Annotated in this window: 20 protein-coding genes and 2 tRNA genes; 8 read left to right on the forward strand and 14 right to left on the reverse strand. The window is 65.6% G+C overall.

The window, feature by feature from the left end; translation table 11 throughout:
- Nucleotides 1-41: 41 nt before the first annotated feature.
- Nucleotides 42-115 (forward strand) — tRNA-Met (locus E3O25_RS12955).
- A gap of 128 nt (nt 116-243) precedes the next feature.
- Here E3O25_RS12955 and E3O25_RS12960 read toward each other — a convergent pair.
- Nucleotides 244-1,338 (reverse strand): SDR family oxidoreductase, encoded by a 1,095-nt coding sequence (locus E3O25_RS12960; protein ID WP_134361328.1) that lies wholly within the window; start codon nt 1,336-1,338, stop codon nt 244-246.
- A gap of 226 nt (nt 1,339-1,564) precedes the next feature.
- Here E3O25_RS12960 and E3O25_RS12965 point away from each other — a divergent pair, with 226 nt between their 5' ends.
- Together E3O25_RS12965 and E3O25_RS12970 are read left to right on the forward strand one after the other, a co-directional pair.
- Entirely contained in the window at nt 1,565-2,413 is an 849-nt protein-coding gene (locus E3O25_RS12965) for an alpha/beta fold hydrolase (protein WP_134361329.1), read from the forward strand.
- A 258-nt stretch (nt 2,414-2,671) separates the two neighbouring features.
- Nucleotides 2,672-2,745 (forward strand) — tRNA-Met (locus tag E3O25_RS12970).
- Nucleotides 2,746-2,905: 160 nt separating this feature from the next.
- Here the strand turns inward: E3O25_RS12970 and E3O25_RS12975 are convergent.
- Together E3O25_RS12975 and E3O25_RS12980 are read right to left on the reverse strand one after the other, a co-directional pair.
- Nucleotides 2,906-3,283, reverse strand: a complete 378-nt coding sequence (locus E3O25_RS12975) for a response regulator (RefSeq protein WP_092108397.1) — start codon at nt 3,281-3,283, stop codon at nt 2,906-2,908.
- 5 nt (nt 3,284-3,288) lie between these two features.
- Nucleotides 3,289-6,189: a hybrid sensor histidine kinase/response regulator gene (locus E3O25_RS12980; RefSeq protein WP_134361330.1), complete on the reverse strand. Its 2,901-nt coding sequence runs from the start codon at nt 6,187-6,189 to the stop codon at nt 3,289-3,291.
- Between the two features lie 223 nt (nt 6,190-6,412).
- On the opposite strand from E3O25_RS12980, the gene E3O25_RS12985 reads away from it, so the two are divergent.
- On the forward strand, nt 6,413-7,213 hold the full coding sequence (locus E3O25_RS12985) for a maleylpyruvate isomerase family mycothiol-dependent enzyme (RefSeq protein WP_134361331.1): 801 nt from the start codon (nt 6,413-6,415) through the stop codon (nt 7,211-7,213).
- 21 nt (nt 7,214-7,234) lie between these two features.
- On the opposite strand, the gene E3O25_RS12990 is transcribed toward E3O25_RS12985, so the two are convergent.
- The 8 genes from E3O25_RS12990 to E3O25_RS13025 form a co-directional block, all read right to left on the reverse strand.
- On the reverse strand, nt 7,235-7,999 hold the full coding sequence (locus tag E3O25_RS12990) for a GntR family transcriptional regulator (protein ID WP_092108403.1): 765 nt from the start codon (nt 7,997-7,999) through the stop codon (nt 7,235-7,237).
- 90 nt (nt 8,000-8,089) lie between these two features.
- Nucleotides 8,090-9,232, reverse strand: coding sequence for a cysteine desulfurase family protein (locus E3O25_RS12995; RefSeq protein ID WP_092108405.1), 1,143 nt, complete (start codon nt 9,230-9,232; stop codon nt 8,090-8,092).
- A 4-nt stretch (nt 9,233-9,236) separates the two neighbouring features.
- On the reverse strand, nt 9,237-10,115 hold the full coding sequence (nadC, locus tag E3O25_RS13000; protein WP_134361332.1) for a carboxylating nicotinate-nucleotide diphosphorylase: 879 nt from the start codon (nt 10,113-10,115) through the stop codon (nt 9,237-9,239).
- The gene (nadB, locus tag E3O25_RS13005) at nt 10,109-11,734 is read right to left on the reverse strand and encodes an L-aspartate oxidase (protein ID WP_134361333.1); all 1,626 of its coding nucleotides are present in this window, start codon (nt 11,732-11,734) and stop codon (nt 10,109-10,111) included. The genes nadC and nadB overlap by 7 nt, the downstream gene beginning before the upstream one ends.
- A gap of 1 nt (nt 11,735) precedes the next feature.
- Nucleotides 11,736-13,046: a quinolinate synthase NadA gene (gene nadA / locus E3O25_RS13010; protein ID WP_134361334.1), complete on the reverse strand. Its 1,311-nt coding sequence runs from the start codon at nt 13,044-13,046 to the stop codon at nt 11,736-11,738.
- Between the two features lie 41 nt (nt 13,047-13,087).
- Nucleotides 13,088-13,807: an NUDIX domain-containing protein gene (locus tag E3O25_RS13015; RefSeq protein ID WP_241988592.1), complete on the reverse strand. Its 720-nt coding sequence runs from the start codon at nt 13,805-13,807 to the stop codon at nt 13,088-13,090.
- 91 nt (nt 13,808-13,898) lie between these two features.
- Nucleotides 13,899-14,660, reverse strand: coding sequence for a polyprenol monophosphomannose synthase (locus E3O25_RS13020; protein WP_134361335.1), 762 nt, complete (start codon nt 14,658-14,660; stop codon nt 13,899-13,901).
- 4 nt (nt 14,661-14,664) lie between these two features.
- Nucleotides 14,665-16,215, reverse strand: coding sequence for a glycosyltransferase family 39 protein (locus E3O25_RS13025; RefSeq protein ID WP_134361336.1), 1,551 nt, complete (start codon nt 16,213-16,215; stop codon nt 14,665-14,667).
- A 114-nt stretch (nt 16,216-16,329) separates the two neighbouring features.
- Between E3O25_RS13025 and E3O25_RS13030 the strand changes: the two genes are divergently transcribed.
- The gene (locus E3O25_RS13030) at nt 16,330-17,175 is read left to right on the forward strand and encodes a carbon-nitrogen hydrolase family protein (protein WP_092108418.1); all 846 of its coding nucleotides are present in this window, start codon (nt 16,330-16,332) and stop codon (nt 17,173-17,175) included.
- A 53-nt stretch (nt 17,176-17,228) separates the two neighbouring features.
- Here E3O25_RS13030 and E3O25_RS13035 read toward each other — a convergent pair whose 3' ends face one another.
- Both E3O25_RS13035 and E3O25_RS13040 read right to left on the reverse strand, forming a co-directional pair.
- A complete protein-coding gene (locus tag E3O25_RS13035; RefSeq protein WP_241983898.1) occupies nt 17,229-17,621 on the reverse strand; it encodes an ATP-dependent DNA ligase in 393 nt (130 codons plus the stop codon).
- Between the two features lie 143 nt (nt 17,622-17,764).
- A complete protein-coding gene (locus tag E3O25_RS13040; protein WP_166806025.1) occupies nt 17,765-18,874 on the reverse strand; it encodes an alpha/beta fold hydrolase in 1,110 nt (369 codons plus the stop codon).
- A gap of 198 nt (nt 18,875-19,072) precedes the next feature.
- Between E3O25_RS13040 and E3O25_RS13045 the strand changes: the two genes are divergently transcribed.
- On the forward strand, nt 19,073-20,161 hold the full coding sequence (locus E3O25_RS13045) for an alkene reductase (RefSeq protein WP_198410990.1): 1,089 nt from the start codon (nt 19,073-19,075) through the stop codon (nt 20,159-20,161).
- A gap of 122 nt (nt 20,162-20,283) precedes the next feature.
- Here the strand turns inward: E3O25_RS13045 and E3O25_RS13050 are convergent, their stop codons facing one another.
- The gene (locus E3O25_RS13050) at nt 20,284-21,513 is read right to left on the reverse strand and encodes an aminotransferase class I/II-fold pyridoxal phosphate-dependent enzyme (protein ID WP_134361338.1); all 1,230 of its coding nucleotides are present in this window, start codon (nt 21,511-21,513) and stop codon (nt 20,284-20,286) included.
- A 117-nt stretch (nt 21,514-21,630) separates the two neighbouring features.
- On the opposite strand from E3O25_RS13050, the gene E3O25_RS13055 reads away from it, so the two are divergent.
- Both E3O25_RS13055 and E3O25_RS13060 read left to right on the forward strand, forming a co-directional pair.
- The gene (locus tag E3O25_RS13055; RefSeq protein WP_134361339.1) at nt 21,631-23,241 is read left to right on the forward strand and encodes a S1C family serine protease; all 1,611 of its coding nucleotides are present in this window, start codon (nt 21,631-21,633) and stop codon (nt 23,239-23,241) included.
- Between the two features lie 192 nt (nt 23,242-23,433).
- A complete protein-coding gene (locus E3O25_RS13060; RefSeq protein WP_255576204.1) occupies nt 23,434-24,444 on the forward strand; it encodes a glycosyltransferase family 2 protein in 1,011 nt (336 codons plus the stop codon).
- Nucleotides 24,445-24,447 lie beyond the last annotated feature (3 nt).

The following is a 24,447-nucleotide window of genomic DNA, read 5'->3' on the forward strand; positions in this document are numbered from 1 at the left end:
GTCGGCCGTGCTTTGAGGGTGTGCTAAATTTGTACTTGTAGCGCGGGGTGGAGCAGTTCGGTAGCTCGCTGGGCTCATAACCCAGAGGTCGTAGGTTCAAATCCTGCCCCCGCAACAGAGAAGTCCAGATCAGATTAAGGTCTGATTCGGCGCAAAACCGGCGTGGCCCTTGGCCATGCCGGTTTTTTTGTACGTCCGGTGGAGTTGCCCCAGCTTGCCTGCGCAGCAGGCGAGCGTTGGCACTCAGACGTCGGCTTGCGGGATGAGCTTCTCGGCGCGGTACCGGTCGAAGAGCGATGTGAAGGAGTCGATCGTGCGGTGGTGCGGGGTGAAACCCGCAAGACGACTCTTGGTGATATCGGTGAAGACTTCGATGTTGCGGCCCAGGTCGGCGTCGGTGTGCCACCACGATGCGATGCGCCCAAGATCCGATTCGACAAGGCCGTGTTGGGCGGCAAGTTCAGCCCAGACCGGTTCCAGGCCGGCCATCTGAACCTCAAGTGGGCGCGGCTCGTCGACAAATCCTTCCGGCTCGACCCCGAAGTAGGCGGCGATCTTCGGCCACATCGCACGCCAACGAAAGACATCACCGTTGACCACATTGAAAGCCTCGTTGACGCCGGCATCTGTTGTCGCTGCCCAGACCATCTGCTCGGCGAGGATCGTCGCATCCGTCATGTCGGTGACGCCGTTCCACTGGGTCGCGCTGCCGGGGAACACGAACGGGATATGCAGGTGCTTGCACAGGGCGGCCTGGGCGGAGAACGTCAGGCCCATGTTCATGAGGTTGCCGACCGCGTGGCCGATCACGGTGTGCGAGCGGTGCACCGACCAGGTGAATCCCTGGCGAGTGGATGCCGCGAACAACTCGTCCTCCTGCGCGTAGTAGAAGTTCGCCACGTCGAGTCGCGGTACGTCTTCGCTGAACGGGGTGTCGGGCATGTCGCCCTGCCCGTAAGCCTCGAACGGGCCGAGGTAGTGCTTGAGACCGGTTACCAGGGCAACGTGACGCACCGGCGCGTGGGCGAGCGCAGCGAGGAGGTCGCGCACCATGCCGGCATTGACCTCGATATTGAGCTCCTCGGTGGCCTGACGGGACCACGCCGTGAAGAAGACCTGCTCGGGCATTTCGTCGGCCAGCGCTCGGTTGAGGTCCGTGGCGGAGCGCAGGTCGGCCTGGATCCAGCGCACGCCGGGCAGCTTGCGACCGCTGCGGCGGGCCAGGGCCAAGACGCGCCACCCCTCGGCGGAGAGCTGGTCGACAACGGCGGATCCGGTGATGCCGGAGGCTCCGACGACGAGGGCGGTGCGGGTGTGGGGCTGAGTTGTAATAGTCATTACTCAGTGCAACCACCTGGGGTGAAGCGTATTCCGTGCCGGTAAGTCGCGAAGCCGGGCAGGCTCCTGCGCGCGGGAGTGTCGCTCCTGACAGGGACCAGCAGTATTTCCCAACGCCGTCGTCAACTGGACGGGCAGGACTCAGCTTTCTCCTAGCAAACTTCGATTACGCCATGCGACCATCCCGAATAGGTTCGAGGCATCATCCCAACTATAAGGAGAGAAAATGCCGTTCCTCACCGTTTCCACCCCAACCGATCCCGACGTCGAACTGCACTATGAGGACGTCGGCGTCGGGAAGCCCGTCGTGCTGATTCACGGCTGGCCCCTCAGCGGCAGATCGTGGGAGGGCCAGGTGCCCGCACTCGTGGACGCCGGCTACCGGGTGATCACCTACGACCGCCGCGGCTTCGGCCAATCAGCACAGCCGTGGAACGGATACGACTACGACACGTTTGCGGCCGACCTCAAGGCCGTGCTTGACACCCTCGATCTGCGCGACGCCACCCTCATCGGATTCTCGATGGGCGGCGGTGAACTCGCCCGCTACGTCGGCACTTACGGCACTGACCGAGTCGCCAAGCTTGTGTTCGCGAGCGCGGTGACGCCGTACCTGTGGAAGTCGGAGGACAACCCTGACGGCGGCGTCGATGCGGGACTGGCTCAGTGGTTCCACGACGGCCTGACCGGCGACCGGCCGGCATTCCTGCACGAATTTCTTCAGATGTTCTTTACCGCCGGTAAGCCGTCGTTGGTCAACAAGCCCAAGGTCAGCTCCGAGCAGATTGCCTACAACCTCGACATCGCAGAAATCGCGTCACCCAAGGGCACGCTTGACTGCACGACCGCGTTTGCGACGACAGATTTTCGCGACGACCTGACGAAAATTGCCGTGCCGACCCTGGTGATACACGGCGATTCCGACACGATCGTTCCGTTTGAGGTCAGCGGCAAGCGCACCCACGAGGCCATACCTTCCAGCGAACTTGTGCTGATCTACAATGCCCCGCACGGACTCACCGTTTCACACAAAGACGAGTGGAACCGGCATGTACTGGAGTTCCTGGGTAAGTAGCACCCACAAGGACGGCCTGTCGCTGGACGGTGACGGGCCTTCTTGGGGGCGTGGCATTCGCTTGTCAGGTGGTGAACGGCGACCCCTGCACGGATCGTTCTCCCGCCGCAATCGGATGACTTGGCGAGAGCGTGCCAACGGGGCCGATCGGTCACGAAAAGTGAGGTAAACTAAAACCACCAACGTAGACAGCTGGATCAGAAATCCTCAATCTGACCACGCTTCTTCGTAGGATGACCGCCATGTCGCGGTTTACGGCGCGGGGTGGAGCAGTTCGGTAGCTCGCTGGGCTCATAACCCAGAGGTCGTAGGTTCAAATCCTGCCCCCGCAACAGAAAAGTTGCGCCACAGGTGGCCCGCCCGTCGGAAGAATCGTCGCAACGATGAATCCTGCGGCTGATGGATCGCCAGAGAATGAAGAGACCAAGCCCAATCTCTCGACCGGAAGTAGGTCCGGTGACTTCGGCTTCGCTTCTCGGCCGATATTTGGCTCTAGTCTGTGGCGGTGCGTGGAATAAGCCAGTTGAGAGCATCGTGCACTTCCTGGACCTTCAGTGGTTTCGTGATGTAGGCATCGCAGCCGGCGTCTCTCGCTCTCGCTTCATCGCGCGCCGTCGCCATCGCCGTGAGGGCAATCACGGGAATGAAGGCCGTCACCGGGTCGTGTTTGAGTAGGGCTGTCGCGGCGAATCCGTCCATACCAGGAAGCTGAACATCCATCAGGATTACATCGGGAAGCTCGCTACGCGCCAGCAACAGACCGCTCTCAGCATCGACGGCTTCCATGGAGGTATGCCCTGCGCCACGCACGAGCAGCTTGGCCAGCCTCATGTTAATCGCATTGTCTTCGATAATCAGTATCTTGCCCACCGGTATCAGTTCCTTGAGCGTCGGGCGCCCGCGGACAGCGCACGCCTAACCTCATCCAGGAAAGCGTGCCGATTAAACTTATTGGCGCCGATAACGCTTACCGGCTGGGACGGGTCGCTGTCGACCGCTGCCGTCTCCTGATGGGTTAGCGCCTTACCCGTAACGACGAGCACGGGGATGTGCTCGGTCGTTGAGTCGTGCTGCAGGGCCAGCAAAACCTGATAGCCGCTGAATTCCTCCATCATGAGGTTCAGGAGAATCAAATCCGGGCGCAGCCGTAAGGCCATTTCAATGGAGTCCTCCTTAGAGGAGGCGCTTTCAATGACGTACTCGGGTCTGGTTAAATATTGGGCGATCACCTCAACGGTTTCGGGATCGTCGTCGGCGACGAGCACCCGGCGTGTACGGCGGGCGTCGGGACTGAGCCCGAGCGCTTCAAGCGCCTGCTGCAGGGCCTCCTGGCTAATGGGTTTCTCCAGCACGGCCGCCGCGCCGTGAGTCAACGCGAGACTCACATCGCCATTACCAGCGATGAGGACTATCGGAACGGCAGCGAACTCCGAGTATTCGTGCAGTCGAAGCAGGAACCCCCAGCCGTCGGCTCCGGTCAAGCGAACGTCGAGGGTGATGACGCTGAGCTGCTGAGTGCGTGAAATTTCCAACCCCTCCTTGCCTGTGCCCGCGACGATGACACGAAAATCTTCCGCCTCGAGCAGGACCTGCAGCATTTGGGCACCCTCAGCATCGTCGTCGATGACCAGGGCGACGTGTTGCTCCGGCGTATTGTCGTCTTCCGCCGTCTGCTGCCGACTCCTGCTCGGCGGGCGTGTTGGTTTGCTGTCCGGACTATCCGTCGACCGGGCTCGGGTGTCGCTGTCAGGTTTGATACTTGTCGCGTCTGCAGACGCCACGGCCCTGTCATCGATAGGTGGCGCCTGCGGTGGATTGCGGTCCTCGTCGGACGCCCCGCTCCTGACCTGAACGTCATTGTCATCACCGTTCGGCGCCGCGTTATGTGGACGCACCACCTCGCCGGCGACTATCGCTTGACCATCTTCCACCGCGCTCGGTGCGCCGCCGGGGGTGCTGTCGAGTCGAGGTGTGTTCCGGGCGACGGGCAGAGTCGGCGCTGGGCCCGAGGTTTCTCTACCCGTGAGAACGGCGTCGGACTCCAAGATCTTTATACCCGCGCCCGACCACTCCGGGGCTTGGTCGTCAGTCGGACCCAACGGAAGCCAGACGACGAAGCTGGAACCCACGCCCTCCTCGCTGGCAACGGCTACGGTCCCCCCTTGAATCTCGACCAGCTGTTTCACAGTGGCAAGGCCCAAACCGGTTCCCTCAAATCGTCGTGCCAAAGAGCTGTCGATTTGACTAAAGGCGAGAAAAAGCTTGGACAAATTCTCGGGAGAAATACCTATTCCGGTGTCATCAACTCGTATTTCCAAAAATGTGTCGACATCACTCTTTGGCAGGGGGAAATCATGAACGGGCCGCGATCCGTCGATCGTCCCTACTGCGTTTCGTGCCACTCGCTTCGCTGACAGTGTTACATCCCCATGGTCGGGAGTGAACTTGACCGCATTTGCGAGCAGGTTGTACACAATTTGTTTGACCTTGCGCCGGTCAAGCAGCGGTGTTCCGACACGGTCCGCAGCCTTGAAGGTGAGCTGGAGGCTGTGCAGAGCCGCCGTATCACGAACGATCGTGAGGCTTTCCTCCAATAAAAACCGGACGTCCACAGGTTCCAGCTCGATATCCACCATTCCCGCCTCAACTTTGGACAGATCGAGGATGTCATTGATCAGGGAGAGGAGGTGAAGGCCACTGGAATGGATATCTCCGGTGTACTCACGCTGCGATTCAGTCAAATCCCCGGCGAAGCCTTCCTTGAGGGCCTCGGAAAAACCGATGATCGCGTTCAGCGGGGTCCGCAATTCGTGGGACATCGTAGCCAGGAACTCCGTTTTCATTCGGTTGGCGCGTTCCAACTCGATATTCGTCTTCTGCAACGCGCGTTCGAAACGCTTACGTTCAGTCACATCACGGGCCGAGGCGAACACGCCCTGCACAACCCGATCTCGATCGTAGAATGTTGCCGCGTTATACGAGACGTCCGTATCATCGCCATTGAGCGCCCGAACTGTAAGTTCATAGTCACTGACCCTGCCCTCGTTGAGCGCTCGTTTGATGGCCGTATCTGCTCGGACGGGGTCGACGAAGAAGTTGCGACACGGAGCACCAATCAATTCATCTCTGGTGCGCCCCGTCAATTCAATCGTCTGCTGGTTTACATCCGAGATGATGCCGTTCGTATCCGTCATCATCAGCGCATCGATGTTGGACTCGATCAAAGATCGGGTATAGAACTGCTGATCCCGAAGCTTTTGATCGAGAGCGGACTGCGCGAGGGCTGCCTGATAGCGCGCCGTATTATCGGTGCTGATGAGCAAATAGCCGATAATTTCGGCGTCACTGTCCCGCAACGCCGAAACCGAAACGGTTGTCGGAAAGCGGCTACCGTCTTTGCGAATTGCCGTGAGTTCATAAACGTCTTCAATTCCCCGGCTCGCTTTGTAGACCATGGTTTCAAATCCCGGCTGAATTGTCTTACCGAAATCCGCGCTCAATTTCGCTGCCCGGGCAGCGATCTCTGCAGGGTCGTGCATGATTCCCGGAACCACCTTGTTGACTACCTCGTCAGCGGTGTAGCCGAGCATGCGTTGAGCGCCCACATTGAAAATCTGAATGACACCCTTCGCGTCGGTAGCGACACTGACAAAATTTGCGCTATTGAAGATCGCATTTTGCAAACTAACGGTTTGTTCCAGCAAATTCTTATCGGCCACGTCCTTTTGAGCGGTGGAATACTCGTCATTGGTGAGGGTCGGCTCTTCGGGGTCCATTCCCTCGTCAGTCGACTGGTTTGTAACTCCGGACTCTGTCATGCCCAGCACCTCTTCCGTAAACAATCGATTGGGAGCTTCAGGGCCACCGTGCCGAGGCGACCCTTTGCCCGCGGCAAGAAGTTCTCGAGTAATTTACCTCACAATGACCTCCAGTGCACCCCATTTGGGGGGCAACTTCACAAGACGCTCCGAAGTGAAGTGGTGCCGTAGCGTTGCAGACATGAGCAATGACGCCAAAGCAATCAATAACACCGAGCTGGCCAATACCGAGCCGGCCAATACCGAGCTGGCCAATACCGAGCCGGCCAATACCGAGCCGGCCAATACCGAGCCGGCCAATACCGAGCTGGCCAGTGCGCGAGCGGCAACCACGTTCGTGGCCGACCTTCTGTGCAGTCTTTCCGACGCCCAACTCGACGCGGATTCTCTCCTCCCAGGCTGGACCCGGCGTCACGTCGTAGCGCACCTGGCCCAGAACGCGCTGGCCGTCGGCCGTCTGGTGAGCTGGGCGGCGACCGGGGTCGAGACGCCGATGTATGAATCCCGTGAGGTGCGCGATCGCGATATCGATGAGACCGCACTCCTCGCCCCAAGCACCCTATGCGCACTGTTCCGCGACACCGCTACCGCTCTCGATGAGGCCTGGCTGGCCCTCCCGGAGTCGCGGTGGTCCTGTGAGGTGCGCGGCGGGCAGGGTCGCGTGGTGCCGGCATCCGCTACCCTCTGGATGCGCACCCGGGAGCTTTGGGTACACGGCGTCGACCTGAACGCCGGTGCGGGGTTCGACGCCCTCCCCGAGCGGATGCTGCGGCGCACGCTGGTCGACGTGGTCGCGTCGTGGCCTGCGGACCGCATCCGTCTCGATTTAACGGCGCCGACCGTGGAGAGCATCGGCGACCAGAACGCTCAGAACTCAATCTCCGGCAGCCTGGCCGACGTCACCGGGTGGGCCACGGGCCGCACAACGCTGGGAATTTCGTCGAGCGAATCACCCGTTCCGACGGCTCCCAACTGGCTCTGAAAGCACACGCGGCCACGATTGTTACTTCTCGACCAGGGTAACTTCGAAGGAATAGAGGTCGGGACGGTAGCAGTGCCGGCCGAACTCGATCGCGCGCCCGGAGTTGTCGAAGGCGGTGCGGTCCATCGTGAGCAGGGCGGAATTCTTCTCAATCTCGAGCAGGCCGGCCTCGTCGTTGGTCGACGTGCGGGCACCGATGTGCTGGCGTGCCACGCGCATCGTCACGCCGCGCGAACGCAGCACCTGGTACAGGCCGTGCGCGACGAGGTCAGCGGCTTCGATGCCGATGAATTCCTTGGGCAGCCAGTTTTCCATCACGGCTACTGGCACGTCGTCGGCCAGGCGCACCCGGCGCAGGTGGAGTGTGGGACTGCCCTCGTCGACGCCGAGACGCTCCGCTGTCCTCACATCCGCTGCCTGCGATTCGAGGGTCAGCAGGTGGGTGGAGGGCACCTTGTGCGTGTTCGTCAGGTCGTCGTAGAGGCTCGTCAGTTCGACCTTGCGGGTCACCTGGCCGTGCACAACCTGCGTGCCGATGCCGCGACGGCGCACGAGCAAACCCTTATCGACGATTTCCTGGATGGCACGACGCACGGTCGGGCGACTCAGGCCCAGCCGCTGGCCGAGGGCGACCTCGTTCTCCAGCCGCGACCCGGCGGGAAGCTCGCCGCTGAGGATGGCCTTTTCGATGCGTTGGGACACCTGAAAATACAGCGGAATAGGGCCGGATCGTTCCAGGTCCATGAACATCTCCATGGGTAAGGTCTTTTTGTCCTGCACGCTCATGGCACCCCTTCACTGTCGAGTGAACTGACCAGCCCAGGGCTTTGGCCAGTTGTCATGACAATATCAGGTCATGCTTTTGTTGATAGTAATTCAAGTACCGAGGCTGGCCACCGCAGCAACGGCGACACGAACGGATGCCGCGGCCTCGGCCGTTTCCGCCGCCGTCGTACCGGCGCCCAGCGTGAACCGCACGGCCGTCTGGGCCACGTCGGCCGACAGGCCCATCGCGGTGAGCACGTGTGAGGGCTCGCTGCTGCCGGCCGCGCAGGCGGACCCACTCGAACAGACGATGCCGCGCTGTTCGAGCTCGAGCAGCACCGCCTCGCCGCTGGTGCCCGGAAAGACGAAGGACGCGGTGCCCGGCAGACGCTCGGTCGGGTGGCCGGTGAGCTGGGCCGACGGCGTTTCGCGCAGCACGGTCTCGATGAATTCGTCGCGGAGGGTGCTCGTGCGGCTCACCGACGCGGCACGCTCCTCGACGGCGAGGCGCAGCGCCACGGCCAGGGCGACCGCACCGGCAACGTTTTCGGTGCCGCTGCGTTTGCCGCGTTCCTGGCCGCCGCCGTGGAGCAGTGGTTCGATCACCAGGCGCCCGCGCAGAAAGACCGCTCCGATGCCGGGGGGAGCGCCGAGCTTGTGCCCGGAGAGGCTCAGCGCGTCGACGCCGAGCCGTGTGACGTTCAGGTCGAGCCAGCCGCCAGCCTGCACCGCGTCGGTGTGGAACGGTACGCCGGCCGCGTGGGTTGTCAGGGCGAGCTCGGCGAGCGGCTGCACCGTGCCGACCTCGTTGTTGGCGTAGTGCACCGAGACCAGGGTGGTGTCGGGGCGGAGCGCGCGGGCCAGGCCGGCGGGATCGACGCGGCCGGCGGCATCCACCGGCAGCACGGTCACCTCGAAACCGTGCAGCCGGCGCAGGTAGTCACACGATTCCAGCACGGCTTCGTGCTCGATCGGGGAGGTCACCAGGTGGCGGCCGCGCGGGGCGCCGAGGGCTATCCCCTTGATGGCGAGGTTGTCGCTTTCGGTGCCGCCGCTGGTGAAGGTGACTTCGCCGGGGCGGCAGCCGAGCGATCGGGCCACGCTGGTGCGCGCCTCCCGTAGGGCGGTCGCCGCCGCCTCGCCGACCTGGTGATGGCTTGACGGGTTGCCGAAACCGCCGGTCAGGTGCGGCCACATGGCTTCGAGCGCCTCCCGACGCACCGGGGTCGTCGCGGCATTGTCCAGGTAAATCATGGGTTCACAGAGCGAACCCGGCCGGCGTGTTCACCCGAATGGCGATATCGAGGCCCAGGTCGAGGGAGTGCACGCTGTGCGTGAGCGCCCCCACCGAGATGACATCGACACCGGATGCCGCGATCTCGCGCACCGTCGCCAGTGAGACGCCACCGCTCGCCTCGACGGTGGCCCGCCCGGCGACCTGTGTGACGCCTTTCAGCAGGTCTTCCGGGCTGAAATTGTCGAGCATGATCGTGTCGATACCGGCGGCGAGCACGTCTTCGATCTGGTCGAGGCGGTCGACCTCCACCTCGAAGTGGGTGGTGTGCGAGAGCTTCGCGCGCACGGCGCGCAGCGCCTCGGTGAGGCCGAGTGGACCGGCGGCGAGCACGGCGAGGTGGTTGTCCTTGGCCATCACGGTGTCGGAGAGGCTGAACCGGTGGTTGTGGCCGCCGCCGTCGCGCACGGCCGCTCGTTCCAGGGCGCGCAGGCCGGGGGTGGTCTTGCGGGTGTCGACGATGCGGGCCTGGGTGCCGGCCGTCTCGGCGACATATCGGGCGGTCAGGGTGGCGATTCCGCTCATCCGCTGTACGAAGTTGAGGCCGATGCGCTCGGCCTGCAGGATGCCGCGGGCCGGGCCGGTCACCTCGGCGAGCGTGGCGCCCGTGCTGAACGGTTCGCCGTCGGTGACGAACCGGTGCACCTCGATGCGGGGGTCGGTCAGCGCGAACGCGGCGGCGAACACGGCGCCGCCGCTGAACACGCCGGGTTCGCGCGCCTCGAGCCTGGCCGTCGCGACGGCGTCTTCGGGAATGAGCACGGCCGAGGTGAGATCGCCCCAGGGGGCGTCCTCATCGAGAGCAGCCTGCACGACGACGGTGATGGCGTGGTTGGTCAGCATGCGATGGCCTCCCGGGCCGGAACGAGTTCGAGGGTTTGCGAGACTGAGCGGGCCAGGTCGGGCCGGGTATCGGGAAAGTCCGAGCGGAAGTGCGCGCCTCGAGACTCTTCGCGCGCCAGTGCTGCGGCCACGAGCAGCCGGCCGAGGTCGAGCAGGTTGCGGTCTTCGAGGGCGGCGACCGAGGTGCTGCTGGCGGGCGGCGCCGTGCACTCGGCGAGGCTGGCCGCGGTACTCGTGAGACCCGCGCCCGAGCGGTGCACGCCGGCGAAATCCCAGAGGAATCGCTGCAGTTTTCGGCGATCGACCAGCGTTGCGAGATCGGCTGGCGATGAACCTGGGGCGGTCTCGGGGAGCAGGCCCGGGATCGTGCTGGTCGAGAGCGAGTGGGGGAGATCTGCCGGCCGGGATGTGCTCGCCCGCCCCGGCTCGCCGAGCGCACGCACCGCGCGGTCGGCGAACACGGCCGCCTCGAGCAGGGAGTTGGAGGCGAGCCGGTTGGCGCCGTGGGCTCCGGTGCGGGCGACCTCACCGACGGCGAAGAGCCCGGGCAGGGAGGTGCGGGCCCAGGCATCCGTTTTGACGCCGCCCATCCAATAGTGCGCGGCCGGTGCCACCGGAATGGCAGCGACGGCCCAGTCGAGTCCGGCCGCCCGGCAGGCGGCGGTAATGGTGGGGAACCGGGTTTCGAGCAGTTCGCGGCCGAGCGCGGTTGCGTCCAGCAATACCGGGGCGCCGCCCTGCCGTTCCATCTGGCGGGCGATGGCGCGGGCGACGACGTCGCGCGGCGCGAGTTCGGCGTCGGGATGCTCGGCGAGCATGAAGCGCTCGCCGCGGGAGCCCAGCAGTACGGCGCCTTCGCCACGCACCGCCTCCGACACGAGGGGGGTGCCGGGTGCTGCGAGGGCGGTCGGGTGAAATTGGTAGAACTCCAGATCGGCGACGGATGCCCCCGCCCGCCATGCCGCCGCTACCCCGTCTCCGGTCGCGACCGAGGGGTTGGTGGTGTGCGAAAAGAGGGCGCCGGCTCCGCCGGTGGCGAGGATGACGGCGTCGGCGTCGATGTTGTGCTGCACACCGTGCGGGCCCAGAACGCGGGCGCCGCGCACTACGCCGTCGTCGACCAGCAGATCGACGAGCATGGTGTGCTCCCGCACGTCGATGGCGGCTCGGCGTCGTACGGTCGCCACGAGCGCCGCTTCGACCGCAGCTCCGGTGGCGTCGCCGCCGGCGTGCACCACCCGCGAGCGGGAATGGGCAGCTTCCAGCCCGCGGGCGACACCGGATTCGTCGCGGTCGAAATCCACGCCGAAGCGGATGAGATCGCGCACTCGCGCCGGTCCCTCGGCACAGAGCACCCGAACGGCGGCGGGGTCGCACAGCCCGGCGCCGGCGCGCAGCGTGTCGAGCACGTGTGCGTCGACGGAGTCGTCCCGGAACAGGGCTGCGGCGATGCCGCCCTGTGCATAACGGGTGTTGCTCTCGGGCAGCACCGACTTCGTGACGAGCACGACGTGGTGGCCGGCATCCGCTGCACGCACCGCGGCGAGCAAACCTCCCAGGCCGCTGCCGATGACGAGGATCGAGAGGGTGTCAGGCGCGGTCCTGTCAGGCGCCGTCATCTCAGGCGCCGACCAGGATCGGCGGCCGGGCCGCCAGCATCCGTTCGAGGGCTACCCGCGCATGTCCGGCGATGTCGGCCGACACGGTGATCTGATTGAGCACCCGGGAGGGCGCTTCGCCGCCGCCGACGAGGGCTTCGAGCACCCAGGCCAGGTAGCCGGCGTGGATGCGGTACATGGTTGAGCAGGGGCAGATCACCGGGTCGAGGCAGAAGATCTTGTGCTCGGGGTGCCTGGCGGCGAGGCGGTTGACCAGGTTGATCTCGGTGCCGATGGCGAAGGTCGTTCCGGCCGGGGCGGCGGCGATGGCCTTGGCGATGTAGTCGGTGGAGCCGGCCGCGTCGGCGGCGTCGACCACAGCCATCGGGCATTCCGGGTGCACCAAGACCCGCACGCCCGGGTGTTCGGCGCGCGCGGCGTCGATCTGCGGCACGGTGAAACGGCGGTGCACGCTGCAGAAACCGTGCCACAGCACGACTCGGGCGGCGTCGAGCTCGGCGGCGGTGTTGCCGCCGAGCGGCTTGGTCGGGTTCCACATCGGCATCTGCGTCAGCGGAACGCCCATGGCCTTGGCGGTATTGCGGCCGAGGTGCTGGTCGGGAAAGAACAGCACCCGCTGGCCGCGTTCGAAGGCCCACTCGAGCACGGTCTGCGCGTTCGACGAGGTGCAGACGATGCCGCCGTGCTCGCCGCAGAAACCCTTGAGGGCTGCGGAGGAATTCATGTAGGTGACCGGAATCACCGGAACCCGGCCGGAGGCATCTGCTTCGCTGCCGTAGAGCGCTTCGAGCTGCTCCCAGCACTCGGTGACGGAGTCGATGTCGGCCATGTCGGCCATCGAGCAGCCGGCGGCGAGGTTCGGCAGGATGACGGCCTGCTCGGGCCCGGAGAGCAGGTCGGCGGTTTCGGCCATGAAGTGCACGCCGCAGAACACGATCGCGGCCGCGTCGGGGCGGCTCTGGGTGGCCTGGGCAAGTTGAAAGGAGTCGCCGACGAAATCGGCGTGGCGCAGCACTTCGTCGCGCTGGTAGAAGTGGCCGAGAACGACCACCGAGTCGCCGAGCACGTTCTTGGCTTCAACGATACGGGCGCTGAGTTCCTCGGGTGACGCGGTGCGGTAGCGCTCCGGCAGCGCGCCCTGCCGGGGGGACCCGGCCGGAATCACATCGCCCATCGACGAACCCGGGCCGTAGCCGGGCGCGGCCGCGTCGAACTCCCACGGCGGGGCGGCCAGGTCGGGGCTGCAGGTGCTGCCGGCGCCCTGGCCGGTACCGATGAGACGAATGGTGGTCTCGACCGAGGGAATCGTCATGGCCGTGCTCCTTGAGAGATGGTGAGAAGAGAGAAAGCGGGTTAGAGCGTCGGCCCGGGCGGATCGTGCTCGCTGGCCCGATCGTCATACCGATACAGCCGCGCTGGCCGATGCCGGGCCCCGGCCACGTGCTGATCGGTGCTGATCACGCTGCCCGACGCCTCGATCGAACGGCGAAAATTGGCCGGGTCGAGCGCCTTCTGCAGCACGGCCTCGTGCACCTCGCGCAGTTGCGCGAGGGTGAACGTGTCACCGAGAAAGGCGTGCGCGATGCGCGAATACTCCACCTTGGTACGCAGCCGCCACAGGGCGTATTCCACGACGCGGTTGTGGTCGAAGGCGAGCGGCGGCAGCGCGTCGGCCGCGAACCAGCGCACGTTCTCCCCAACGGATGCCCGCTCCGCAACCTCCGACCGCACCAGCGCCCAGTACACCACGGAAACCACCCGCAGTCCGGGGGAACGGTCGATATCACCGAAGGTGTAGAGCTGCTCGAGGTAGCGCGGGGAGAGGTCGGTCGTTTCGCGCAGGGTGCGCGCGGCGGCCGAGGCGAGTTCCTCGTCAACCGGCAACCAGCCACCGGGCAACGCCCAAAGGCCGAGAAAAGGGTCGCGGGTGCGGCGCACCAGCGGCAGCCAGAGAGTCTTGTGCCCCGATTTCTCGTCGGGTCGCAGGGCGAAGATCACCGTGGATACGGCCAGGGTCGCCTGAGCGCTGCCGCGTGAGAGCGGGCTCTGCTCGGTCAGGTGATAGTCCAGCACGGAAATCCAGTCGTAAAGGTCGAGGTGACTTTAACTGCTGGTCCCATCATATAGTCAAACTGACTCAAACACCGGGTATGACGAAAACGAATTATGCCTCGCGCGCGGCGGCAGCACGGGCACCGGCCCGGCTGATGCCCATGCCGGTGACGCCCCACAGCGTCACCCGGGCCATCGCTTCGACCGCGATGCGGGGACTCATCTTGGACGACCCGCGCACTCGCTCGACGAAAGTGATCGGCACCTCGACGACGCGCAGGTCGGCACGCACCGCGTGCAGCAACATCTCAATCTGAAAGCAGTAGCCGAGGCTGTCCACGCTGTTGAGGTCCATACGTTCGAGCGCGTGGGCAGAGTAGACCCGGTAGCCGCCGGTGGCGTCCCGCTGCGGAAGTCGCAGCAGTAGGCGGGAGTACAGCGATCCGCCGCGGGAGAGGGCCCGGCGATGCCAGGGCCAATTCTCGATGGCGCCACCGGGCACCCATCGTGACCCCATCACCACGTCGGCCGTGGTCGCAGCCGCCAGCAAGCTCGCGAGTTGCTCCGGCAGATGGGAGCCGTCGGCGTCGAGCTGCACGAGTTGCGTGTAGCCGCGGTCGAGGCCCCAGCCGAATCCGTCGAGGTACGCCGCGCCGAGGCCGGTTTTCTCGGTGCGGTGCAGAACGTGAACGCTCGAATCCTGGGCTGCGATGCTGTCGGCGAGTGCGCCGGTTCCGTCGGGGGAGGCGTCATCGACGACCAGAATGTGCACCAGGGGCACACTCGAGCGCAGCCGTTCCACGATCGAGGCGATGTTCTCGGCCTCGTTGTAGGTCGGGACCAGTACCAGGGTGGTCGGCACAGGAATGGGCATGGGGTTACCTCGTCATTTCAATGATGCGGGTGCGATTGACCAGTGTCGTCTCGGCGACGTGGAATCCCTGGAGCGTGAGCGTGTGGACATCCGTTTCGCGGCGCGACTCGCCACTGCCCGAGTATTGCAGCAGCCAGATGCGGTTCAGGTCAGTAATGGCCGGCAGCACGTCGCTCAGCGGAGCCACCTCGTCCCAGAGCCACCCCGTGTCGGCGTAGCGCCGGGTGAGCGTCACGTCGTGCAGGCCGACGAAAGCATCGGGGTACACGTGCATGGCCAGCCGCGGTACCCGCGACGGACGCACGCTCTGGTCGAACACGACACCGTCACCGGGCGTGGCCCTGGCCGCGATCACATCGGCAACCTGTCGCCAGTCGCTGCCCTCATTCTTGCCGAAGTCACCGCGCTGCACGGCGTAGGCCGGCACGATCGCGGTCAGAAGCGCCGCAACAGCCAGAGTGCGCACCCAGTTCGTGGCGAGTGCGGCCACACCGACGGCTATCACCACGCCCACCGCGGGGGCGCACAGTGAGAGGTAGCGCAGCGAATACATCGGTGTGACCAGTTGGGTGCCCACGAGCAGAATCGCGCTGGGCACCACCAGCCAGACCAGAAAAATCGTCAGTCCGGCGCGCCCCGGAAGGTTCTGGCTGCGATGCGCGCCGGGGCGGCGCAGAAATACCGCGAGAACGGCCACAATGATGAGCGACCAGGCCATGATCGCCACGGGAATGGTGTCGAACCACTGCATGACCGCCGCCTCGGTCACCGTGACCGTCGGTCGTCGGCCGATGAACGCGATCTGTTCGCGCTGCGACGTTCCGATCAGAATGATCGGGGCGGCCAGCAGCAGCCCGAAGACGTTTGCCGCAAGCCAGGCAGCCACGTTGCGCCAGAGTGGATGCCGGCTCGCCGCCAGCACCACGATGACCGCGTGTACCGGAAGCAGCAGTGCCAGGAAGAGGAAGACGTACATTCCGAGGGCGAGCAGCACGGAATAACCCAGCCACAGCATGACAAGTCGGCCGCGGCCGGCGGTGCCGCTGCGCAGCGTGTGCACGAGCAGCACGGTGAGCCAGACCGCGATGGCCGTCGCGATGGCGGTGGACCGCGCCTCGACGCCCATATAGGTGACCCGGGGGATCAGGGCGAAGATCAGTCCGCCGCCGATGGCTACCCGCGATCCCATAAAGAACCGAGCCAGAACGACGGTCCCGGCCGCGGCGATCCCGATCGCGATCGCGCTCGGCAGCCGGGTGGAGAGTTCGGAGGCGCCGAACAGATCGATCCAGCCGTGCAGGAACAAGTAGTACAGGCCGTGAACGGCATCGACGCTGTCAAGCAGGCCGAACAGGGAGGGAAGCGATCGCTCGGCCGACATGATGCTCGCCGCCTCATCGCCCCAGAACGACGGCTGCCAGGACCACGCGACCGAGATCAGGAAGGCCGCGAAGCCGACCAGCCCGGCCGACCGCCCCGGTGTCAGGCCCCGCATCCGGCGTCGCCGCAGCACGACGGGTGCTGCGAGGTGTGGGGCGAGAACGGAGGTCACCATGCTAACTTACCCAGCATTGGTTAACGGGAGCCTTCGAAACCCCCGGAGTTGTCTGCAAACACCAATCCGGTCGCAGGTCGGCCCCGGCGTGGGAGGGCCAGCTAGGCTTTCGCCATGACTCCAGTCGTTGATCCGCACCCCGCCGACGTGCACCACGCAGACGCGGTCGGCGTGGCGGTCGCCCAGTTCGCCCCGAGCAACGACCGGGCGCACAATCGCGCGATACTGCGGCAGCTGGCGACGACCGCCGCCGCTCGCGGAGCCCGGCTCGTGGTCTTTCCCGAGTATTCGGCGTTCTTCGAACCGCGACTCGGTCCGGCGTTTGTCGCCGCAGCCGAAGCGATCGATGGCGATTTCGTGACGGCGCTGGCCGAACTGTCCACCGAGCTCGGAATCCACATCGTGGCCGGCATGCTCGAAACGTGCGAGGATCCGACCCGGTTTTCGAACACCCTCGTCGCCGTCGATCCGGCCGGTCAGCTGGTGGCAACCTATCGCAAACTTCACTTGTATGACGCGTTCGGTGACCGCGAATCGGAGTGGGTGCTGCCCGGTGCGGTGACCGACCCTGAAACGTTCGTCGTCGGCGGCCTCGTGGTGGCGCTGCAGACCTGTTACGACATCCGCTTTCCCGAAGTTACCCGGCGACTCGTCGATGCGGGAGCCACCCTCGTGCTCGTGCCGGCGGAATGGGTGCGCGGCCCGCTCAAGGAGCAGCACTGGCGCACCCTGCTGACCGCTCGGGCGTTGGAAAACACCGTCTTCGTTGCCGCCGCCGATCACACCCCGCCGATCGGGGTCGGTACCAGCCTGATCATCGACCCGATGGGGGTTGCTGTCGCGAGCCTCGGCGAGGCAGCGGATGTTGCCGTCGCGTTCCTGGCGCCGGCTCGTGTCGCCGCGGTGCGTGCGATCAATCCGGCCCTCGCGCTTCGGCGGTTCGCCGTCGTTCCACGCTGATCCGGCCGGGCTGCGAATAGGCCGGGCTGCGAACAGGCCCGGATGCGCACCGGCTAGCGTTCGGTGACGCTCGCCTTGGTCGCGCGGGTCTGAGCGGCCGCTCGGATACCGATGGCCGGTTCCACCTTGGGCGGCAGGTCCGCGTCGACCGCTGCGCTTTCCTCTGCGGTGACGACGAGGCCCTGTGAACTGTTGGCGGAGCGAGTGAGCTGGGCGACCCAGTTCGGATTGATGGTCGGCGCGTGGCCGCCGGCGAACTTGAAGTACAGCGGAATAGCCGGGTGCAGCCAGGCAGAGCTTCGACCGTCGCCGACCACGGCGGCATCACGCCAGGACAACAGAAAGCTCTCACCGCGGCGCAGCTTCTGAACGATGACGAGCTGCAGGTGGGCCAGCATCCGATCTTCAAATTCCACGACGACACGGTCGTACGTAAGAGAACCCATGATTGCCACTTCCATTTCATTGCGATCGGTTGCGCTGAGTGAGAACACTGAGGCCGGAACGAATGAAAGCGAAGCGTGCACTTTGGTGTGGAACCGGGTACTGCTATTCACTGTCCTCCGTTCGGGGGACAAATACAAGGAATTCAGCAAGTACCCAGCACGTGCGCGGCGGACACAATCGGCAGGGGAGCTGCGAATTCCAGCTGGATCAGCACTTCCAACGGGCGTTCGATTTGGCTGAAGTGTCCAGCCCCGGGAATGGTGCTAATCCGACAGGTCGAGATCGCTGCGAGCATCCGCTCGTCGTCGGCGGCAGTGACGAAGACGTCGCGCTCTCCGTGCACGGAACGCACCGGGCAGCGGATCCGGGCCCAGGAGGCGGCCGCGTCGTAGGTGCCAGCCTGCGCGGCGGCCAGGACGAAGGCAGCCGGGCGTACCTCCGTGCCGAGCGCGGCGACAACGGTGGCGTCGATCGCCCGCGGCTGGCTGAAGAGGGGAGCGACCAACCCGCGCAGCAGACCAAGGCCCGAGGCCGCCCGCACCAGGCCGCGACCGATCAAACCGGTGACGCGCAGCATCCGCATGGTCAGCAGCAGTGCCGTGAAGGCGGGCATTACCGAGAACCGGCGAATGGGCTGGCGAACGCTGTCGATGATCGAGAACGATGTGGCCGAGACCAGGCCGACGGATGCCGTCGCCCGCGTTTCACTCGCCGCCAGTTGCAGGGCGATGAACCCGCCCATCGAATGACCCACGACATTCCATTGCGCGTAGCCGAGGGAACGGGCCAGATCGGCGACCAGCTCGGCCATCCATTCCACGCCCAGCGGCGACTCGTCGGCGGGCGCGGGCGAATCGCCCCATCCCGGCAGGTCGGGAATGATGAGATCGGTCAGGTCGCGCGCGGTCGCATCGCCGGCCTGCAGCAGGGGAGTCCACGTCGTCCACGACCCGGCAGCGCCGTGCAACAGGATGGTCGCCGTCGTGCTGACGGTGCGGCGACCGTGGCGCACCCGAACCGTTCCGCCCGTCAGTCGCATGGTGCTCGTAGTCAGGCCGAAGTGGCGGGCGTCAGCATCGAGCGGGAACGGACTGTAGCCCAGCATGGTCGCGGGCGGAGCCGGCTTTGGCCGGGGCGGCGTCGGAACCGGCGCCGGAATCGGCTTCGGAGAGTCGGGTTCGCCGACGGACGTGACGGCCCGGTCTTGGATGATTGGCTGGGTCGAGCGGTTTCGGATCGCTGGTCGGGTCATCAGAATGCTCATGCCTGTAGTTCGGTGCCGCGGTCACAGCGGATTGCCCGCCTGCACGGCAAACCGGCACGGCCCGATGGGAAATGCCGACACGGCGACAAACGCGCAGCCGATTGGCAGGCAGGAATATCGAGTGACTCCAGTCCGTTGCCGCCTGTGGAGACGCACAAACCTGTTGCCTCCCCACGACTGCGAATTATGAAAGAAGTGCCCGTGAAACTGTTTTCCCCGCTGACCCTGGGCGACCTCGAACTTCCCAACCGTCTCGTCATGGCGCCGCTGACCCGCATCCGCTCCGGCCAGTCGGGTGTTCCCGGTGAACTCGTGGCCCTGCACTACACGCAGCGCGCCTCGCTCGGCCTGATTGTCAGCGAAGGCACCTACCCGAGCCACGCCGGCCAGGGCTTTCCCGGCCAGCCCGGACTGGTCGAGCCCGAACAGCTGGCCGGCTGGAAGGCTGTGACCGACTCGGTGCACGCCGCCGGCGGTCGCATCGTCGCCCAGGTCATGCACGCCGGTCGCGTCACCCACGAGTCCACCAACGGTGGCTTCCCGGTTGTGGGTCCGAGCGCAATCGCCATCAGCGGCACCACGCGCACCTACGACGGCAAGCAGGACTTTCCCGTGCCGCACGCGCTGACTGACGACGAGCTTCCCGGCATCATCGCCGAATTCGTGCTCGCATCGAAGAACGCCATCGCTGCCGGATTCGACGGCGTCGAGCTGCACGGTGCCAACGGCTACCTGCTGCACGAGTTCCTGTCGCCTGCCTCCAATGTGCGGGACGACGCCTTCGGCGGCTCACCAGAGAACCGTGCCCGGTTTGTCGTCGACGTGGTGACCGCCGTCACTCAGGCGATCGGCGCCGACAAGGTGGGCCTGCGCATCTCACCCGAACACAACATCCAGGACGCACGTGAAACGGATGCCGCTGACCTTGTCGCCACCTACGGCGCCCTCGTGGATGGGATCGCCCCGCTCGGACTGGCCTACCTGAGCGTGCTCCATGCCGATCCGCGCGGCGACCTCGTGCAGAACCTGCGCGCCCGGTTCGGCGGGGTCTTCCTCGTCAACAGCGGATTCGGCGCCATCACCGCGCGCGACGAGGCCCTCGGCCTCGTGCGGGACGACATTGCCGACGCCGTTGTTGTCGGTCGTGCCGCCATCGCCAACCCCGACCTGGTGCGTCGCTGGCGCGACAACCTGCCGGTGAACGAGCCCAACCCGATTACCTACTACGCCGACGGCGCCCGGGGCTACACCGACTATCCAGCCCTGGCTTCGTAACCCCGCGTCCCCCCCCCCCCCTCACGTGGGTGGGGTGCATAACTCCTGCAATTCGTCTGGCGGCGGTGCAAGTTCCGCGTCATTGCGGCGTTGAGAACCGGCTGGCGCAGAAAGTGCAGGAGTTATGCGCGGGGCAGGGCCGCCAGCTGGGCCGAGGCCTGCTCCAGCAGTTCAACCTTCTTGCAATAGGCGAACCGCACCAGGGGCGCGTACTCGGCCCGGTGGGTGGGGGAACAGAACGCGGTGATCGGTACCGCGACCACTCCGGCCAGCTCCGGCAAACGGCGACAGAGCTCGGCGCCGTCCGAAAAGCCGAGAGGGGAAGCGTCGGCCACGATGAAGTACGAGCCTTGAGGCACGCTGATGTCGAAGCCGGCCCTCTGTAGCCCGGTCGCGAGTACGTCCCGCTTGTGCTGCATCTCCGCGGCGATTGTGGCGAAGTAGGCGTCGGGCAGGTCGAGCCCCACCGCGATGGCCGGTTGAAACGGGGCAGCGTTCACGTAGGTGAGAAACTGTTTGACCGCCAGGATTGCCGTGACGATGGCAGCGGGGGCACTGAGCCAGCCGACCTTCCAGCCGGTAAGGCTGAACGTCTTGCCGCCCGAGGAGATGGTGACCGTGCGCTCCCACGCTCCCGGGAGGGTCGCGATGGGAATGTGCGGCGCGCCGAAGGTGAGGTGTTCATATACCTCGTCGGTGACGATGATCGCGTCGTGCCGGTGGGCGAGCTCCACGATCAGCTCGAGGGTGGCCCGGGGAAAGACCGCGCCGGTGGGATTGTGCGGATCGTTCACGATGATCAGCCGGGTGCGGTCGGTGACGGCGGCGCGCAGCGCATCGAGGTCGGGCTGAAAGTCGGGGGCGCGCAGCGGCACGGTACGATGGATGCCGCCCCCCAGGCCGATCAGTCCGCCGTAGGCATCGTAGAACGGTTCGAAGGTGACCACCTCGTCGCCCGGTTCGATCAACGCCAAAATCGTGGCGGCAAGCGCCTCCGTGGCCCCGGCAGTGACCAGGACTTCACTGCCCGGATCAACGGTCAGGCCGTAGAAACGCTGCTGGTGCCGGGCGATCGCGCCAAGCAGCACCGGCTGGCCGCGGCCGGGCGGATACTGGTTCATCCCGTCGCTGATCGCCTGGCGGGCCGCCTCGAGCACCAGAGCCGGCCCGTCTTCATCCGGAAAACCCTGGCCGAGGTTGATCGCCTGGGTGCGCACCGCGAGCGCGCTCATCTCGGCGAAGATACTCGCTGCGACGCTGCCGTCCTCGGCGAGCAGCCCCGCCCCGCGCGCTGTGCGTCGCCAGGCGCCGGAAATATTGCGTGTCTGGTCTGCCGGTGAGGAGTGCTGCATGGGTTCCAAACTATCGCCTCGGCAAGGTCTCGGCTCGATCATTGAATGCTCTCAGGGCGTACATACCGAACGTTCAGGTTCGGGCGCAAAGCTGGCAACGCTTGGAAGGAGCACCCGATGACCGATAACACCAAGGATTCCGGCACCACCCCCGATCCGGCCGATGATGCCGCCGCGTTCGCCGTGACTGAGTCCGGCGAGGCAACCCCACCCACTTCGCCGGCCGCCCCGACCGGTCCGCCGGCTCCGCCCGCGCAGCCCGCCGACGCACAGCCCGACGCACAGAGCGCCGACGCCGCACCGGTCCGAAACACAGCAGACCAGGCGCAGACCATCGCCTACCCGACGGATGCCTTCGGTCGACCGATCGAGACCCCCACAGCGTCGACGTCCCCCTACGCTCCGAGTGTCGCTCCACCGACCTACGCCACCGCGAATACTTACCCCACCGACTCCTCTTCAACGGACGCCTACCCCGGGCAGCCGTTCCCCGCCGCCAAATCCCGGGAGCCCGGTCGACGCAAGGGCAGCGTGGCTCTGATCGCCGCGCTCGCCATCGGCGCCCTCGTCGGCGGATCGTCCGGAGCCGGCATCACCGCCCTCATAATGAGCAACCAGAACAATGGCGTGCCAGTCAGCCAGGCGGCCGGTCCCAGCAATGTCGTGGTCAATGACAGCACGAGCGTCAACCAGATCACCGCCGTCGCCGCAAAGGCCTCGCCAAGCGTTGTTACCATCGACGTCGCCAATGGTGCCTCCGGCGGTACCGGATCCGGCGTCATCCTCACCGAGGACGGCTATGTCCTCACCAACACGCACGTCGTCACCCTCGACGGTGCAGCGTCGGACGTGACCATCGAGGTCAAGAGTAATGACGGCAAGCTGTACACCGCCACACTCGTCGGAACCGACCCCATCTCCGACCTCGCCGTGATCAAACTCACCGACGCCAGCGGCCTCACCCCGATCAGCTGGGGGGATTCTTCCGAGCTCAACGTCGGCGACAGTGCCATCGCCATCGGTGCCCCCCTCGGTCTGTCCGGCACGGTCACCGACGGCATCGTCAGCGCTCTCAACCGCAGCATCACCGTCGCGAGCTCGGCCGCGCCGAGCTCGCCCGACGAAACGGTGCCCGACGAGGGCCAGAGCCAGAACCCGTTCTTCTTCGACTTCCCCGACCAAAACGGTGAACAATCGCAGGGTTCCCAGTCGGCCACCGCCAGCATTGCGCTCCCCGTCATCCAAACGGATGCCGCCATCAACCCGGGAAACTCCGGAGGCGCCCTGCTCAACGGCCAGGGTGAGCTGATCGGCATCAATGTTGCCATTGCGAGCGCCGGCACCACCACGGCATCGTCGGCGGCGGGCAGCATCGGTGTCGGCTTCTCCATCCCGTCGAACTTCGCCAAGCGCATCGCTGATGAGATCATCGCCAACGGAGCGGCCACCCACGGCCTGCTCGGGGCGAGCGTTAAGGACGCCTCGAGTTCCACCAGCAGCACGGTGGGCGCCCTCATCGTCGAAGCCACCTCGGGTGGGGCGGCCGAGAAGGCCGGTCTGGCCGAGGGAGACGTGGTCACCAACTTCAACGGTGTGCCGATCACCGATTCCATCGACCTCACCGCGCAGGTTCGGGTGCTTCCGGCCGGCGGGACCGCCGACCTCACCTATGTGCGGGACGGCAAATCGATCACCGTCTCGGTCACGGTCGGCGAGCTCGCCAGCTAAGCACGCGCTCCTTCCTGCGCTCTTCCCAGCACGACCGCACAGAACGCGTCGCCGGCTCGCCGGCGGCGCGTTCTGCGCGTGTGGCACCGGGCGTTCACCCAATTGCCGGGCTGGTAGGCTCGGTCGTCCTACCCAATAACCGGAAGGCTGGCCAGCCAGGTGCACCAACGCGGTACAGGACTTCCTCCCGGAGTGTCGTATGTGATGCCCGTGCTCAACGAGGCGACGCACGTACGGGCCGCCGTCGAGAGCCTCCTGGCTCAGGACTACGACGGACCGTTTGAGGTGACCCTCGCACTCGGGCCGAGTATCGACGGAACGACCGAACTGGTCGAGGAAATGGCCGCTGTCGACGCGCGCATCCGCGTGGTACCCAACGATGTCGGCTCGACCCCGGCCGGCCTGAACATCGCCATCCGCGCCTCCCGGTATGCCGTTGTCATTCGCGTGGACGCCCACTCCGTACTGCCTCCCGACTATGCGCGCATCGCGGTCGAGACGCTCGAGCGTACCGGCGCCGACAACGTCGGCGGCATCATGGATGCCCGCGGCATCAGCGCTTTCGAGCGGGCCGTTGCCCGCGCCTACGGCACCCGCATCGGCCTCGGCGGCACGCCGCACCACGTCGGTGGCGCGGAAGGTGCCGCCGAAACCGTGTACCTCGGCTGTTTCCGCACCGAGAGCATCCTGAAGGTCGGACTGTTCGACGAGGGCGTCAAACGCGGCCAGGACTGGGATTTGAACCGTCGTCTCCGCGAAGCCGGTGGCCAGGTCTGGTTCACCCCACTCTTGCGCGTGCTCTATCGCCCCCGGCCGACCCTGGCCCAACTGGCCCGGCAGATGCTCTCCACCGGGCTCTGGCGTGGCGAGCTGGCGCGGCGCTATCCGGCGGCCAACGGCATCCGTTACTTCGTGCCGCCCGCCATGGTGCTCGGTGTCGCTGTCGGCCTGCTCCTGGGGATCGGGGGGATCGTGCAGGCCATGCTCGGTGCTGTGCCGTGGCTGCTGCTCGGGCTGGTCGTACCCGCCGGTTACCTGCTCATCGTCGTTATCGCGACGATCGCGGTGGCCAGGCCGGACGGATTTCGTGCGTCACTGCACTTTCTCGTAGTCTTGCCCTGCATCCACTTCTGCTGGGGAATCGGATTCGTGCTCGGCTATCTCAAGCTCACCACCAACATCACGGCACACACGGGAAGGTGAGCA

Source organism: Cryobacterium sp. TMT1-3 (genome assembly GCF_004402315.1).
Lineage (GTDB): Bacteria > Actinomycetota > Actinomycetes > Actinomycetales > Microbacteriaceae > Cryobacterium > Cryobacterium luteum.